Origin of the sequence: Paraburkholderia haematera (assembly GCF_905220975.1) — a bacterium.
GTDB lineage: Bacteria > Pseudomonadota > Gammaproteobacteria > Burkholderiales > Burkholderiaceae > Paraburkholderia > Paraburkholderia haematera.
This window is the reverse complement of sequence record NZ_CAJNBK010000002.1, coordinates 59106-74856: the sequence shown is the minus strand read 5'-3', so window position 1 is coordinate 74856 and position 15751 is coordinate 59106. Positions and strand designations below refer to the sequence as shown.

Below are 15751 nucleotides of genomic sequence, written 5' to 3'. Positions count from 1 at the left end.
TTATTGTCCCGGCTTTTCGACAAACTCAAACGGCAGGCCGCGCCGCCGCATCCATTCGCCAAGCGCCTGACCCGTGCCCGCACGCCATGGACGCAATTTGGCCGGTTCGATCAACCGGTATTCGAGCAATTCCGGCGACAACGCGACCGTTCCGTACGCCTTCACGTGATACGCGATGATCAGTTCGTTTTTACGGATGAACTCATACACGCCGATCAACTCCACCGTCTCCGCTTGCAGCGAGGTTTCTTCCAGCACTTCGCGGGCAATGCCCTCTTCCGGGGTCTCGCCGTTTTCCAGAAAACCGGTGATCAACGCGAACATGCCTTCCGGCCATGCGGCGTTGCGCGCGAGCAGGATCTTGCCCTCGTATTCGACGATCGCGGCCACCACCGGCAGCGGATTGTTCCAGTGGACGTAGCCGCATTCGGTATCGGGACAGGTCTGGCGGATCCGGCCGCCTTCGTGTTCGGCATCGGCGCGCTCGATCAAAGGCGTAGCGCAGCGCGGACAAAATCGGTGTTCGGTCATGGCGAGTGGGTCGTCTTATGTCTTGTATCTGATTATCGTGTTCGAACGCGAGCGCAGCGCGGTTTCAGGCCATGCACAATTCGCGCACGTCCGCGGCGAAACGCTCGACGGTTTCCGGCTGCGTGTCCCAGGCACACATCAGCCGGCAACCGCCCGCGCCGATGAACTCGTAGAATTTCCAGCCGCGCGCACGCATGGCCTTGGCGGCCTGCGCGGGCAATTGCGCGAAGACCGCGTTCGATTCTCTCGGAAACATGATGCTCACGCCGGGGATTTCCTGCAACCGCGTTTGCAGCAATTCGGCCATTGCATTCGCATGACGTCCGTTGCGCAGCCAGACGTCGTTATCCAGCAGACCGAGCCACGGCGCGGAGATGAAGCGCATTTTCGAAGCGAGCTGGCCGGCCTGCTTCAGACGGTAGGCGAAATCGTCGGCGAGCGAGCGGTCGAAGAACACCACGGCTTCACCGACCGGCAAACCGTTCTTGGTCCCGCCAAAGCACAGCACGTCGACGCCCGCGCGCCACGTGATCTCGGACGGATGCACATCGAGCGCCGCGACCGCGTTCGCAAACCGCGCGCCGTCCATGTGCACTTTCAGATGACGCCGCTTGGCGATCGCCGCGATCGCGCGGACTTCCTCGACGGTGTAGACGGTGCCTACTTCCGTCGACTGGGTCAGCGTGACGACTTTCGGCTTCGGGTAGTGAATATCGGCGCGGCGCGTAACAACCGCTTCGATCGCATCCGGCGTGAGCTTGCCGCCGACGCCCGGCGCGGTCAGCAGCTTCGAGCCGCCGGAGAAGAATTCGGGGCCGCCGCATTCATCGGTTTCGATATGCGCAAGTTCATGGCAAATCACCGAGTGATACGACTGGCACAACGACGCCAGCGCCAGCGAATTGGCGGCCGTGCCGTTGAACACGAAAAACACTTCGCAATCGGTCTGGAACAGATCCCGCAGACGGTCGCAGACCTGATTGGTCCAGGAGTCGTCGCCATAAGCCGGCTCGTGGCCGCTGTTGTTGGCGGCGCTCAGCGCGGCGAGCGCTTCGGGACAGATGCCGGCATAGTTGTCGGACGCGAAATGTTGCATGGCTGGCGGCGCGCCCGGCGACAGGCGCGCTGAGATGACGGGAAAGCGGTCATTTTAGTGCGCCGGTGGGTTATTTGTTTTTCGATTGGGTATTTGCGCGAGAAAGGCCGTTAGTTGCAACCACAATCGGGCATGCGGCCGCGGCCACGCGGCGTGCGTGCCACGACGATCAGGCCGGCCGCGCCCAGCAGCAACGCCCCCGCCGCCAGCCACAAAGCCGGCGAAAAAGACCCCGTGTGTTCGGCTATCGGTGCGGCCACCAGCGGGCCGACGATCTGGCCCACGCCATAGGCCGCGGTCGCATAGCCCATCAAACCGGCCGCATGGTCGCCGCGCAGACGCCGCGCCTCGCGCATCGCGAACAGGGTGATTGCCGTAAATGGCAGACCGATCAGGATGCTGCCGAGCGAGAAGCCGCCCGCCGTGGGCCAGACGATGCCGAGCGCAATGCCGCCGGCTTGCAGCACGTAGCAACCGGCAAGCAGCGTGCGGTTGTCCCAATGCACGGGCAGGCGTGCCGCGAACAACGCACCGACGATCAAGGCCGCGCCGAACATCGGCCAGAACAGGTCAGGCCAGGACGAACCCGGCAGCGCGTGACGCGCGATCACCGGCAGGAACGTCGCGGTGATGATGTAGCCGAAGCCGGGCACGCCGTAGAGCAGGACCAGCCAGAAGGCATCGGCGCGGTGCGCGGCAGGCCTTGTGGGAGCGCGTTGGCCCGCGGTGGAGCTTTGAGTCGCACGCGTGGCGGCGGTTGTCCCGCCCGTGGCATGCGGCGCGCCTTCTGAGGTGATAGGGGTGACGGTCCCGAACACGGGCCAAATCATGATCGAAAGCACCGCCGCGACAAGCCCGAAACCGATCCACCCCGCCGTTGCGCCGAAGCCGCCCGCAGCGCTGACCAGCAAGCCCGTCCCGACGATGCCCACGCCCGGGCCTGTGTAGATCACCCCGCTCCACCCGTGGGCGCCGAGTTCGGCAAGCCGCCGCAAGCCCCACTGCGAGGCGAACACGAAGGTCCAGGCGCTGACCGCACCGGCGACGAAGCGCACAACGGCCCAAACCCAGAATTGGCTTGTCACGCCCATCGCCAGCGTCAGCAGGACCGTCGCAACGAGCCCCAGCCGCACCATGCGCGCCGGCTCGACCCGCAGCGCCGCGCAGCCCACCGCACCGGCGAAATACCCCGCGTAGTTGAACGACGCGAGCCAGCCGCCATGCTGGATATCGATCTGCGGCTGGCCGAAGGTGCTGCCGTGAAGCATCAGCGGCAACAGCGGCGTGAACGCAAAACGCCCAATACCGAGCGCCACGGCCAAGGTCACCATGCAGGCAAGCGCCGCTCGGCGAGCGGCGTGGGATTCGGCAGCGGTGTCGTGCGCGCTGGAAGCGAGATTGTTCATGAGCAGACAGTAAATGGATTCGGACCGGCGGTCACCGGTTTCGTTAATCCATATTAGCTTGACCTTTCAATCACAAAAAATGAATAATTCGGATACAACCCATCTTCAATAGAGAACCATGGACCTGGCCGCCTTGACCATTTTTCGTGCTGTCGTACGCGAAAACGGCGTGACGCGCGCCGCCGCCAAGCTCAATCGCGTGCAATCGAACGTCACGACACGCATCAAGCAGCTCGAGGAGCAACTGGGCACCGACCTTTTCATCCGCGATGGCCGGCGCCTCGTTCTAACGCCGGCTGGCGAGACGCTGCTGCCCTACGCGGAGCGTCTGCTCGCGCTTGCCGACGAGGCGCGCCATGCGGTGCGAGAGGATCGTCCGAGCGGGCGCTTGCGTTTGGGCACGATGGAAAGTGTCGCGGCGACGCGTCTGCCTGGATTGCTCGCGCGTTATCACCAGCAGTGGCCGGATGTCGCTCTGGAACTCGAAACGGGCACGACCGGAAAACTGATCGAGCGCGTCCGCGAATTCGAAGTGGATGCGGCATTGGTGGCGACGCCGCCGGATCCCGCCGCGCTCGGTGAATTGTTCGAAACAGTGCCGGTTTTCCGCGAAGAACTGGTGATGCTGTCGCCGCGAGGGCATCGGCCGATTCACGACGTGCGGGATATCGCTTTATCGACGCTGATCGCGTTCGAGCGTGGGTGTGCTTACCGGGCGTACATCGAGAAGTGGTATCTGGAGCATGGAGTGAGGCCGGCTCGCGTTTTGGAACTCGGCTCATATCACGCGATCGTGGCGTGTGTCGCCGCCGGCGCGGGAGTGGCCGTGGCGCCGCGATCAGTGCTCGATCTGCAAACCGATGCGAGCAATATTACGGTTCATGAGCTTCCCGATATTGGCGTGATCGAGACGCTGCTCGTCTGGCGGCGGGGGCATTTTTCGTCCGCGCTCAATGCTTTGCGGCAAACGCTTGTGTCTGGAGAGGAAGCGGTGAAGTTACCCGCCTATGCGCCGGTAGGCGTTGCCTGATCACGCCAGGGCAAAAACAACTCGGGCCACACGGGACGCAAAACCCACCAGCGCCCCGTGTGGCCCAATCAAGTCCGAATCAAAGCTGGGCTTCGACCCAACCCTTCACGCCAGCCAGCGCCGCAGCCAGATTCGCCGGTTCGGTACCGCCGGCTTGTGCCATGTCCGGCCGCCCGCCACCCTTGCCGCCGACTTGCTGCGCAACGAAGTTCACCAGCTCACCAGCCTTGACCTTCTTGCTTGCATCCGCCGTGACACCGGCAATCAGACTGACCTTGCCGCCCTCGACCGAAGCCAGCACGATCGCCGCGCTCTTCAGCTTGTCCTTCAGCTTGTCGACGGTCTCGCGCAGCGTTTTCACGTCCGCGCCTTCGAGCGTTGCAGCCAGCACATGCACGCCGGCCACTTCGATTGCCTGACCGGCAAGCTCGTCGCCCTGGCTCGAAGCCATCTTCGACTTCAATGCGCTCAGTTCCTTCTCCAGCGATTTCACCTGATCCTGCACCTGCACGATCCGCTGGGTCAGTTCCGACGGCTGCGCCTTCAGCACGGCCGCGGCCGCATTGATCCGCGCGTCGAGATCCTGCACGAAGCGCACGGCGTTATCGCCCGTGATCGCTTCCACGCGACGAATACCGGCAGCCACGCCGCCTTCCATCACGATCTTGAAGAGGCCAATGTCGCCCGTGCGATGCACGTGCGTACCGCCGCACAACTCACGCGAGAAACCGAGGTCGAGCACGCGCACTTCGTCGCCGTACTTTTCGCCGAACAGCGCCATTGCACCGCCCTTCACCGCTTCGTCGAACGGCATGACCTTCACGATGCCCGGCGCATTCGCCAGCACTTCCGCGTTGACGATCGCTTCAACCTGACGGATCTGCTCGTCGGTCATCGGCGCGTTGTGCGCGAAGTCGAAACGGGTCTTGTCCGCATCGACCAGCGAGCCTTTCTGCTGCACGTGCGAGCCGAGCACTTCGCGCAGCGCCTTGTGCATCAGGTGAGTAGCCGAGTGGTTGCGCTCGGTGCGGGCACGACGCACCGCATCGATTTCCGCCTTCACGACGTCGCCGACCTTCAACGTGCCCTGCTCCAGCGTGCCGTGGTGACCGACCACATCGGCCTGCACCTTCAGCGTATCGGCAACCGCAAAGCGCAAGCTCGCGTTCGCCAGCACGCCCTGGTCGCCGACCTGACCGCCCGACTCCGCGTAGAACGGCGTGTGGTCGAGCACGACGACCGCCTGCTGACCGTTGCTGACTTCTTTGACCGATGCGCCGTCGACATATAGCGCGATCACTTTCGCGTCGTCGAAGATGATTTCTTCATAGCCGTGGAAGGTGGTCTTCGCGCCCGAGTATTCGAGACCCTGTGCCATCTTGAACTTGCCCGCCGCGCGAGCCTGTTCGCGCTGACGCGCCATCGCTTCGTCGAAGGCGGACTCGTCGACCGTCACTTCGCGCTCGCGGCACACGTCTGCCGTCAGATCGAGCGGGAAGCCGTAGGTGTCGTGCAGTTTGAACGCGAGTTCGCCGTCGAGCGTCTTGCCGCCCTTCGCTTCCAGATCGGCCAGCGTGCTTTCGAGAATCGACATGCCATGCTCGATGGTCTCGAAGAAGCGCTCTTCTTCCTGACGCAGCACGTCGGTCACGCGTTGCTCCGCGTCTTTCAACTCCGGATAGGCCTCGCCCATCTGCGCGACGAGGTCCGTCACCATGCGGTGGAAGAACGAACCCTTCTTGCCCAGCTTGTAGCCGTGGCGGATCGCGCGGCGCACGATCCGGCGCAGCACGTAGCCGCGGCCTTCGTTGCCCGGAATCACACCGTCCACAATGAGGAACGAGCAGGCGCGGATGTGATCGGCAATCACCTTCAGCGAGTTGTTCGTCAGATCGGCCACGCCGGTTTCGCGGCCCGCGGCCTTGATGAGCGCCTGGAACAGGTCGATTTCGTAGTTGCTGTGCACGTGCTGCAGAACCGCGGCAATACGCTCGAGACCCATGCCCGTATCGACGCACTGCTTGGGCAGCGGCGTCATGTTGCCTTGCGCGTCGCGGCTGAACTGCATGAACACGAGATTCCAGATCTCGATGTAGCGGTCGCCGTCTTCCTCAGGAGACCCCGGAGGGCCGCCCCACACGTCCGGGCCGTGGTCGTAGAAGATTTCCGAGCACGGGCCGCACGGGCCGACGTCAGCCATCTGCCAGAAGTTGTCCGACGCATAACGCGCGCCCTTGTTGTCGCCGATGCGGATGATCCGCTCGACCGGCACGCCCACTTCCTTCGCCCAGATGTCGTGCGCTTCGTCATCTTCGTGATAGACGGTGACCCACAGCTTGTCTTTCGGCAGTTGGTACACGCCCGTCAGCAACTCCCACGCGTAGTGGATCGCATCGCGCTTGAAGTAGTCGCCGAACGAGAAGTTGCCCAGCATTTCGAAGAACGTGTGGTGACGCGCGGTGTAGCCGACGTTTTCCAGATCGTTGTGCTTGCCGCCGGCGCGCACGCTGCGCTGCGCTGTCGTGGCGCGCGAATACGGACGCGATTCCGCGCCGAGGAACACATCTTTGAACTGCACCATTCCCGAATTGGTGAAGAGCAGCGTCGGGTCGTTGCCGGGCACAAGGCTCGACGAGCGAACGATCGAATGGCCCTTCGATTCGAAGAACTTGAGGAATTTCTCGCGGATTTCGGCGGCTTTCATAGCGTGCGGGGGACGGGTTTGCCAGTTCCCTGGCTGTTACCGGCGGCATCATGGGGATGCGCCAACTGTTTGTTTCTTAAACGACTGATTATACGGGATCGGCGACCGTACGCGCCGCCTGCTCCGTCCGGTTAGCCATTCGGCCAGGTTTGGCCGCGTTTGGTCCGATAACGAGCCGCACGGCGAGACGCGCCGCGCGTCCTATGCTGTTCGGCCGACTGCGCCGGCGCGCGGGAATCGCTTAAGATTGCCTCCATCCGCGGCGACATGCGCGCCGTTTCGGTTACATAGGAGACATCGAAGAATATGGGCGCTCTCAGTCATATCCGCGTGCTGGATCTCACACGCGTGCTCGCCGGACCCTGGTGCGCGCAGACGCTCGCCGATTTTGGCGCCGACGTCATCAAGATCGAACGGCCCGAAGTCGGCGACGATACCCGCCACTGGGGGCCGCCGTACCTGAAAACACCGGACGGCGCCGACACGCCTGAAGCCGCCTATTACCTCGCGGCGAACCGCAACAAGCGCTCGGTCACCGTCGATATCGCTTCGCCCGAAGGCCAGCGGATCATTCGCGAACTGGCCGCGCAAAGCGACGTGGTGCTGGAGAACTACAAGGTCGGGCAGTTGAAGAAGTACGGCCTCGATTACACGTCGCTCAAAGAAGTGAAACCCGATCTGATCTACTGCTCGGTGACCGGCTTCGGGCAAACCGGTCCGTATGCGCAGCGTGCCGGTTATGACTTCATTGTCCAAGGCATCGGCGGCTTCATGAGCATTACCGGCGAGCGCGACGGCCAGCCGGGCGGCGGCCCGCAAAAGGCCGGCGTCGCGATTGCCGACCTGATGACCGGCATGTATTCGACCATCGCCGTGCTGACGGCGCTCACGCACCGCGACCGAACCGGCGAAGGCCAGTACATCGACATGGCACTGCTCGACGTGCAGGTGGCCATGCTTGCCAACATGAATTCGAATTACCTGGCGAGTGGCCAGCCGCCCGTGCGCTGGGGCAATGCCCATCCGAACATCGTGCCCTACCAGACCTTCCAGACCAGCGACGGCTGGATCATCGTCGCGGTCGGCAATGACGGTCAGTTCCGCAAGTTCGTCGAGGCAGGCGGGCGCCCCGAGCTCGCCATCGACGAGCGATTCGCGACCAACCCGGCTCGCGTGCGTCACCGCGACGTTCTCGTGCCGATCCTTGCCGACATGGTGCGCCTGCAGGGCAAGCAGCAATGGATCGCGGCGCTGGAGGCGGCCGGCGTGCCGTGCGGACCGATCAACGATCTGGGCGAAGTGTTCGAGAACGAGCAGGTCGTGGCGCGCGGCATGCGGGTCGATCTGCCGCATCCGTCGGGCGGTACGGTCAAGCTGGTGCGCAATCCGATCAATATGACCGGCACGCCGCCCGAAGCGCTGTCCCATCCACCGCTGCTCGGCGAGCACACTGACAGCATTCTGCGCGAGGTGCTCGGCTATGACGAGGCGCGAATCGCGGCGTTGCGGGATCAGTCGGTGATTTGAGGCCGGCTCGGGCGGCGCCGGTTTTCAGTGACGCTGGCGACGGTGCCAGCTCGCTCGCCAGGTGGCAGCGCCGGCGAACTCGCCCGAATCGCCCGAATCGGCGCAATTGCATACTCAACGCCGCTCGCCGAGCGATGCCAGCCAGCGCCGCCCCTCGTCCCAATCACCGAGCCCGCTGTCGGCATTGATGTGGCCATGCGGGCCAATCTCAATCCAGCGGCTGCCCCACGCGTTCGCGCAAGTCTGCGAGAACGGCACGCCGCCGTACGGATCGTCGCTGCTCGCCACGACGATGCTCGCAAACGGCAAGCGCGAAAGCGGCACGGGCGCGAAATCGCTGGCATTCTGCGGAAAATGTGCCTCGGACGGATCGGGCAACGCGACCAGCAGCGCGCCCGCCACCTTTGCAAGCTGCGTTGCGCTCGCGTATCGCGACGCCCAGAAGGCGGCCGTCAGACAGCCAAGGCTGTGCGCGGCGAACACCACGGGCGAGTCGGCTGCGGCCACCGCGGCGTCGAGCGTGCGGCACCACGCGTCGCGCGCCACATGATCCCAGTCCGGCATCTGCACGCGCACGAAAGCGGGATCGAGCGCTTCCCAGCGCGTCTGCCAATGGCCCGCGCCGGAATTCTGGTAGCCCGGCAGCACGAGTACGTTTAGTTTTTGTCCGCTCATCGCATTCCCCGTCGCAGTTCGATTTTTAAGTGCGCTTCTGAGGTGCGCTTCTGAGGTGCGTTTCTCAGGTGCGTTTCTCAGATGCGTTTCTCAGATGCGTTATCCAGTGCATTTCCGCCCTAAGTTTCCGCACTCTGCCTCAGCAATTTGTCGCTTCGCCGCACCAAAGAAGCCGCGTTTCAAGGCATCACGCGGCTCACGCCCACGCCGCGCGGATCGGCCGCCGGTTCGGGCGCCGGCCCTTCGACGCGAATCATCTGCACGTCGCCGTTGAACGACTGCCCTTCCAGCGTGTAACCGCTGGCTTTCAACTGGTCGGCCAGTTCGCCCGTAATCGGATGATACGGCTCGAAGTAGATCGTCTTCGGTGGCAGCAACTGATGATGGAATCGCATCGCGGCCAAAGCGTCGGCAGGCGACATATTAAAGTCGTACAGGTTGGTCATCACCTGGAAGATCGACGTGAGGATTCGCGAGCCGCCGGGCGTGCCGATCACGAGCGACACTTTGTTGTCCTTCAACAGGATGGTCGGCGTCATCGACGAAAGCGGCCGGCGTCCCGGCGCCACCGTGTTCAGGTCGTCAGCCGTTGCGCCGGACGCATTGGCGGGACCCGGTTTGGTGACGAAGTCGTCCATCGCATCGTTAAGCAGGAAACCGCCGCCGTCCACCACTACACCAGAACCGAAAGACCCGTTCAGCGTATAAGTGTTCGAGACGGCGTTACCCCACTTGTCGACCACTGAAAAATGCGTGGTTTGTGCTTTCTCCGGAAGCGCATCGCCGAGGCCGCCTTTGACCGGCGTGGCGCCCGGCACTTCGTCGGGTTTCACTTCGTCGGCGCGTTGCGCGAGGTAGGCGTCATCGGTCAGTTTGTCGACCGGGACTTTGTACGAATCGGGGTCGCCGATGTATTGCTGGCGATCGGCGAACACGCGGTCTTCGATCTGCGCGATCAGATGGATATACGGTGCGGAATTCAGTTCGAGGCCATCGAACGCCGGCTTCAGATCGGCTTTCATCTTCAGCATCTGGATCAGCCCAATGCCCCCCGAACTCGGCGGCGGCGCGGTCACGACCTTGTAGCCGTTCCAGTCGGCGATGAGCGGTTGGCGCCAGACTGCCTTGTATTGAATCAGGTCCTGCTTCGTGACCAGACCATGGCCGTACATCTGCTGGGCGATCAGATCCGCGGTGCGGCCTTCGTAGAACTCACGGCCGCCGTCGCTGGCGATGCGCGAGAGGGTTTGCGCGAGTTCAGGCTGGCGGTCCACCACGCCCGCCTTCAGGTTCGAAAAGTAGGCGTCGAAATTGGTCTTGCCGGCGAAATTCTTCGCCGCCGCGTCGTGGCGCTGCTGCAACCACGGCTCGACCTTGAAGCCCTCGCTGGCGTAACGGATCGCGGGCGCCAGAACCTGCTTCCACTTCAGCTTGCCAAAGCGCTGCTGCGCTTCCCACATGCCCTCGACGGTGCCCGGCACACCCACGGCACGATGGCCGACAAGGCTCATACCCGGCACGAGGTTGCCTTTGTCGTCGAGGTACATGTCGCGCGTCGCCTGCTGCGGCGCGCGCTCGCGGTAGTCGAGAAAGTACGGTTTGCCGTCCATGAACACGGTCATGAACCCGCCGCCACCAAGGTTCCCCGCGTCCGGACAGGTCACGGCCAGCGTGAAGGCGATCGCGACAGCGGCGTCCACCGCGTTGCCGCCGGCGGCGAAGATCTGCTGCGCGGTGTCGGCACTGTAGCGATCGGGCGCAGCCACCGCCGAGGCGTCCAGCACGGCCTTGGGCGGCGGCGTTTTCGCGAGCGCGGGGGCCGGCGCGACGAAGCTGCCTGTGAACGCGGCGAATACGGCCGCAACCGTCACGATTCGGGCGAAAGACGAAGAAGCGAAGGGCGCGCGAGGCGCGTCATGCGACGGGACGGACATCCGAGAAACTCCGGGAACTAACGGCACCATGTTGCAGGAACGGAAAGCGTCCGTGCAACACGGCCCAATGGGTGAGGCGGCCTGCGCGAGCGGCCGCGCTGCTGGCGGGCTGCACGACGGAGCGCAGGCTGCGCAACCCAAAGCAGGTTGAGCGGGGCGCGGGTTGGCAGCGTAGCTGCCTCGCGTGCGCGACACGGGTGCAGGAGCGGCGCCGGGGGAAAAATCGATGAACGAACAGGCTGCCCGTGCGCGGCGCGTGGAGAGTGCGCCGCCCGCATCCTAAGTCGCCGGCGCATGCGCCAACAAAACGTTTTACCTCCTGTTACAGCAGCTTAAACACAGCTTGCAGGATCCCGTCCGGCCCCAAAAACCGCTCAAACGTTGGCTGCTCGCCGCACTCGCCTGCCGCGAGCGAACGTGTCAGGTAGAATTGACGGATAAGTGGGCGCATTGCGTGTCCCCGACCGACTTTCACCTTCTCGCATGAATACCGAACGCAACGACGCGCCAGCGGCATCCAATTTCATTCGCAACATCATTGACGAAGACAACCGTAACGGCAAATGGGGTCAGCGCGTCGAAACGCGCTTCCCGCCCGAGCCGAACGGCTACCTGCACATTGGTCACGCCAAGAGCATCTGCCTGAACTTCGGCGTGGCGCGCAGCTACGGCGGCGTGTGCCATCTGCGCTTCGACGATACGAATCCGGAAAAGGAAAGCGTCGAGTACGTCGACTCGATTATCGACTCCGTGCGCTGGCTCGGTTTCGAATGGGAAAAAGGCGGCAAGGAACAGCTTTACTTTGCCAGCGACTACTACGACAAACTGTACGAATTCGCCGAATTGCTGATCGAACGCGGCAAGGCGTATGTGGATAGCCAGTCGGCCGAAGAAATGCGCGCGAACCGCGGCTCGGCCTCCGAAGTCGGCACGCCGTCGCGCTTCCGCGAACGTTCGGTGCAGGAAAACCTCGACCTGTTCCGCCGCATGAAAGCCGGTGAGTTCAAGGAAGGCGAGCACGTGCTGCGCGCGAAGATCGACATGTCGTCGCCGAACTTCAACATGCGCGACCCGGTTATCTACCGCATCCGCTTTGCGCATCACTACCGCACCGGCGACACGTGGTGCGTGTACCCGATGTACGACTACACGCACTGCATCTCGGACGCGTTGGAAAACATCACGCATTCGCTGTGCACGCTCGAGTTCGAAGACCACCGTCCGCTGTACGACTGGATTCTGAACGAGCTGGCCGAGGCAGGAATCTTCACGCGCCCGCTGCCGCAACAAATCGAGTTTTCCCGCCTGAACCTCACCTATGCGATCACCAGCAAGCGCAAATTGCTGCAACTGGTGACTGAAGGCCACGTCGAGGGCTGGGACGATCCGCGCATGCCGACTATCGTCGGTGTGCGCCGCCGCGGCTTCACGCCGGAAGCGATCCAGTTGTTCTGCGAGCGCATTGGCGTGACCAAGGTCGATTCATGGATCGACATGAGCGTGTTCGAAGGCGCGCTGCGCGACGATCTGGACGACAAGGCGCCGCGCATCGCGGCCGTGCTCGACCCGATCAAGCTGATCATCGACAACTTCCCGGAAGGCCTGACCGAGCTGTGCAGCGCACCGGTCCATCCGCATCATCCGGAAATGGGTGTGCGCGAGTTCCCGATCTCTCGCGAACTGTGGATCGAACGCGAGGACTACACCGAAACGCCGCCGAAGGGCTACTTCCGCCTGTTCCCGGGCAACAAGGTGCGTCTGCGCTACGGCTACGTCATCGAGTGCATTGGCGCGGATAAGGACGAGAACGGCAACATCGTCGCAGTCCACTGCAACTACTTCCCGGACAGCAAATCGGGCACCGAAGGCGCGAACACCTACAAGGTCAAGGGCAACATTCACTGGGTCAGCGCAGCAGGCGCGTGCCCGGCCGAAGTGCGCATCTACGACCGTCTGTTCAAGGAACCGCAGCCGGACGCCGGTGGCCGCGACTTCCTCGAAGCGCTGAATCCGGATTCGAAGCGCGTGGTGAACGCCTACCTGGAACCGGGCGCGCTCAACACGTTGCCGGAACAGCGCTATCAGTTCGAGCGCCACGGCTATTTCGTCGCCGACCGCGTCGATTCGAAACCGGGCAAACCCGTGTTCAATCGTATTGTCAGCTTGCGCGACAGTTGGGGCAAGCCGGCGTAAGCTGGAGCCATTACAGCGCGAAGCGCATCTGACGTTGAATACGGCGTGCATTTCGTGAACGGAATGCACGCCGTTTCATTGCATCAAGTTCAATCGAAAAAGACAGCGCGGCATGAGTGCACGCGCAAGTCCGGGAGGACCGATGAAAATTGCAGCCCGCCGCGGGTCGAGAGCACGGGGCATGCGTGACACGCGTACCGTTCCTGCTACACGCATGACCCGCGCCGCACGCGTCTCCCAAAGCATGCGTTGCGTACTCCTGGCGTTGACCGCGTTCGGCGCGACGTCGCTCGCCTGCCCCGCTCATGCGCAAGAACTCACCGGCACACTGAAGAAGATCCACGACGACGGTGTGGTTGTACTCGGCGTGCGTCAAGCGTCGATTCCCTTCTCGTATTTCGACGGCCAGCATACGGTCGGTTACTCGCAAACCATTGCGCTGCAGATCGTCGACGAAATCAAGAAAACGCTCGGCCTGCCGCAACTGAAAGTGAACGAGATCACGGTGACCTCATCGAACCGCACGCCGATGTTGCTGAACAACCAGATCGATCTGGAATGCGGTTCGACCACGCACACGGTGGAACGCGAGAACCTGGCCGCCTTTTCGAACAGTTTCTTCCAGTACGCGGTACGCATGATCGCTCGCAAGAGCAGCGGTATCACGGATTTCCCGGATCTGGCCGGCAAGACGGTCGTGACGACCGCGGGCACCTCCGACGAGCGCCTGCTGCGCCGCCTGAACACCGAGAAGCACCTGAATATGCGGATCACGAGCGCACGCGATCATCCAGAAGCATTCAGCGCGCTCAAGGATGACCGGGCGGTGGCGTTCGTGATGGACGAGCCGATCGTGTACGGTTTCAAAGCGACCGACCCGCACCCCGAAGACTTCGTGGTGACCGGCACGCCGCTCGGCTATGAAGTCTATGCCTGCATGTTCCGCAAGGGCGACGAGCCACTGCGCACGCTCGTGAACGGGGTGATCGCACGCGGCCAGACAGCCGGCGACGCGGAACGTCTGTATAACCAGTGGTTCACGCAGCCGATCCCTCCGCACGGCATCAATCTGAACTTTCCGCTGTCGGAACAGAACCGCACGCTGTTCGCGCATCCGAACGACCACGCACTCGACTGAGCGCGCCGTCGCTTCAGCTAGAAAAACCCGACCGCCGCTATAGCGTGCGATGGAGTTCCGCGAGCGAAAGCGTGGTCTGAAAGAGCCGTGTGAGACTGCGGCTCGCGTACCGCTCGACTTCGTCCGGCGCGGCCCAACGGTATGCGTCCATTTCGGGAATCAGCGTGCCATCGGAGCGGCGCGGAAACAGCGACGTGCAGGTACACAAAGTCAGATCGAGTTCGTCGGCAGTCGCACGCGCCGCGAATAGATGCAAATCCTTGTCGCGCCGGTAGACGAACAGTCCGAGATCCTTCAGACGCTTAGGCTCGATCACGATACCGGTCTCCTCGACCATCTCGCGCAACGCCGTGACGTGAGGCGCCTCGCCCTCTTCGCCGTGCCCTTTGGGTACGTCCCAGTGAGACGTTTCGGTGGCGTGGGCGAGCAGCACCCGCCCATCCGGGTCGAGCAGTACGACGCCACACGAAACGACCCGTGCGCTCATCGGCGCAACGCGCCGCAAAGACGCACGGCTTCAGGCTGCGCCGACGGCAAGCCGGCGCGCGCTATCACACCGACACCGACACCGACACCGACCCGCACGCTCAATGCTTTTTCTGCAATTGCCAGTCGCCGCTGCCCTGTTTGCAGAATTGCGGACGCAAGCTCATCGACTGCCCTTTCGCATTCAACACAACGCCGACGTCGCGGCAGGTGCGCTCGCCGTCCTTCGCGGTGCTGGCGATGGTGATCGTGGCGTCGATCTTGATGCTGTTGCCGGTGCCTTCGTTGACCCAGTTCGCGCTTTCGCCGTCCTGCTTGTCGTTCAAGGCAGTCGTGACGGCGGTCTTGATCGAATCGACGTCGCGCTGCTTCATGTAGCTCATCGGCGTGTCGTTCAGAAAACCGAGGTTCGCCGCTTGCGCGCCGATGGCGCCACCAAGCAGCAGGCCACCGACGGTGAGATGAAACAGGGCACGGGTTCGCATCGACATGAATTGTTCTCCTCGAAGAGTAGTTCGGCTGTCTCGAGCACGCTCAGGGCGGCTCGTGATCTGGACCCCAAAAGCATAGCATGTCGCCCTCAAGCTAACCGCCTCGATGCCGGCTCGCCGCGACCCGCGGGAGCCTGCGGCTTCCGGCTTCCGCCTGGCGGGAATGACCGGCGCCACAGCTGCCCAGAATATTAGGACGAGTCTCATATCTTCTTATGAAACGTCTTCTTAAGATAGATCTGTTGCGCTGCAGCGCCCACCCAGCTTCCCACGCCGCCACATGGACATCCCGCTCGCTCTTGAAACCTTCACCGTTGCGCTCGCGCTTTTTTGCGTCGCGCTGGTGCCGTTCGCCATCGGCCGGGATCCCGGTCTTGCGCGGCGCATCGTGCAAATGGACAAGCTCCCTCGCGCACGCTGGCCAAATCTGCTGACACGCGTCGGCATTGCATGCGTCCTCGTGTCGTTCGCACTGTTGCTGGCCGGCTGCTACTACGTCCTTGCCAGCGCAGGCAACTGACCAGGCTCGGGGGTTGAGGC

13 protein-coding genes are annotated in these 15751 nt (G+C 63.1%); 5 read left to right on the top strand and 8 right to left on the bottom strand.

Annotation, left to right across the window (positions count from 1 at the left end; translation table 11 throughout):
* From KHO23_RS04810 to KHO23_RS04800, 3 genes are all read right to left on the bottom strand, one after another.
* A complete protein-coding gene (locus tag KHO23_RS04810) occupies positions 1-531 on the bottom strand; it encodes an NUDIX domain-containing protein (RefSeq protein ID WP_211609902.1) in 531 nt (176 codons plus the stop codon).
* Positions 532-595: 64 nt separating this feature from the next.
* Positions 596-1627: a threonine aldolase family protein gene (locus KHO23_RS04805; RefSeq protein WP_211609901.1), complete on the bottom strand. Its 1032-nt coding sequence runs from the start codon at positions 1625-1627 to the stop codon at positions 596-598.
* A gap of 110 nt (positions 1628-1737) precedes the next feature.
* Positions 1738-3033 (bottom strand): YbfB/YjiJ family MFS transporter, encoded by a 1296-nt coding sequence (locus tag KHO23_RS04800; protein WP_211609900.1) that lies wholly within the window; start codon positions 3031-3033, stop codon positions 1738-1740.
* 118 nt (positions 3034-3151) lie between these two features.
* On the opposite strand from KHO23_RS04800, the gene KHO23_RS04795 reads away from it, so the two are divergent.
* Positions 3152-4063, top strand: coding sequence for a LysR family transcriptional regulator (locus tag KHO23_RS04795; protein WP_211609899.1), 912 nt, complete (start codon positions 3152-3154; stop codon positions 4061-4063).
* A gap of 79 nt (positions 4064-4142) precedes the next feature.
* On the opposite strand, the gene alaS is transcribed toward KHO23_RS04795, so the two are convergent.
* On the bottom strand, positions 4143-6767 hold the full coding sequence (gene alaS / locus KHO23_RS04790) for an alanine--tRNA ligase (protein ID WP_211609898.1): 2625 nt from the start codon (positions 6765-6767) through the stop codon (positions 4143-4145).
* A gap of 306 nt (positions 6768-7073) precedes the next feature.
* Here alaS and KHO23_RS04785 point away from each other — a divergent pair, with 306 nt between their 5' ends.
* Positions 7074-8294 (top strand): CaiB/BaiF CoA transferase family protein, encoded by a 1221-nt coding sequence (locus tag KHO23_RS04785; protein WP_211609897.1) that lies wholly within the window; start codon positions 7074-7076, stop codon positions 8292-8294.
* 114 nt (positions 8295-8408) lie between these two features.
* On the opposite strand, the gene KHO23_RS04780 is transcribed toward KHO23_RS04785, so the two are convergent.
* Positions 8409-8969, bottom strand: a complete 561-nt coding sequence (locus tag KHO23_RS04780) for an RBBP9/YdeN family alpha/beta hydrolase (protein WP_211609896.1) — start codon at positions 8967-8969, stop codon at positions 8409-8411.
* Between the two features lie 179 nt (positions 8970-9148).
* Entirely contained in the window at positions 9149-10903 is a 1755-nt protein-coding gene (ggt, locus tag KHO23_RS04775; protein ID WP_211609895.1) for a gamma-glutamyltransferase, read from the bottom strand.
* A gap of 483 nt (positions 10904-11386) precedes the next feature.
* Here ggt and KHO23_RS04770 point away from each other — a divergent pair, with 483 nt between their 5' ends.
* Together KHO23_RS04770 and KHO23_RS04765 are read left to right on the top strand one after the other, a co-directional pair.
* Positions 11387-13096, top strand: coding sequence for a glutamine--tRNA ligase/YqeY domain fusion protein (locus tag KHO23_RS04770; RefSeq protein ID WP_211609894.1), 1710 nt, complete (start codon positions 11387-11389; stop codon positions 13094-13096).
* A 244-nt stretch (positions 13097-13340) separates the two neighbouring features.
* Entirely contained in the window at positions 13341-14234 is an 894-nt protein-coding gene (locus KHO23_RS04765; protein ID WP_211609893.1) for a transporter substrate-binding domain-containing protein, read from the top strand.
* A gap of 37 nt (positions 14235-14271) precedes the next feature.
* Here the strand turns inward: KHO23_RS04765 and KHO23_RS04760 are convergent, their stop codons facing one another.
* Together KHO23_RS04760 and KHO23_RS04755 are read right to left on the bottom strand one after the other, a co-directional pair.
* Positions 14272-14721: an NUDIX hydrolase gene (locus tag KHO23_RS04760; protein WP_211609892.1), complete on the bottom strand. Its 450-nt coding sequence runs from the start codon at positions 14719-14721 to the stop codon at positions 14272-14274.
* Positions 14722-14821: 100 nt separating this feature from the next.
* On the bottom strand, positions 14822-15211 hold the full coding sequence (locus tag KHO23_RS04755) for an RT0821/Lpp0805 family surface protein (RefSeq protein ID WP_211609891.1): 390 nt from the start codon (positions 15209-15211) through the stop codon (positions 14822-14824).
* Positions 15212-15491: 280 nt separating this feature from the next.
* Here KHO23_RS04755 and KHO23_RS04750 point away from each other — a divergent pair, with 280 nt between their 5' ends.
* Entirely contained in the window at positions 15492-15731 is a 240-nt protein-coding gene (locus KHO23_RS04750) for a hypothetical protein (RefSeq protein ID WP_211609890.1), read from the top strand.
* Positions 15732-15751 lie beyond the last annotated feature (20 nt).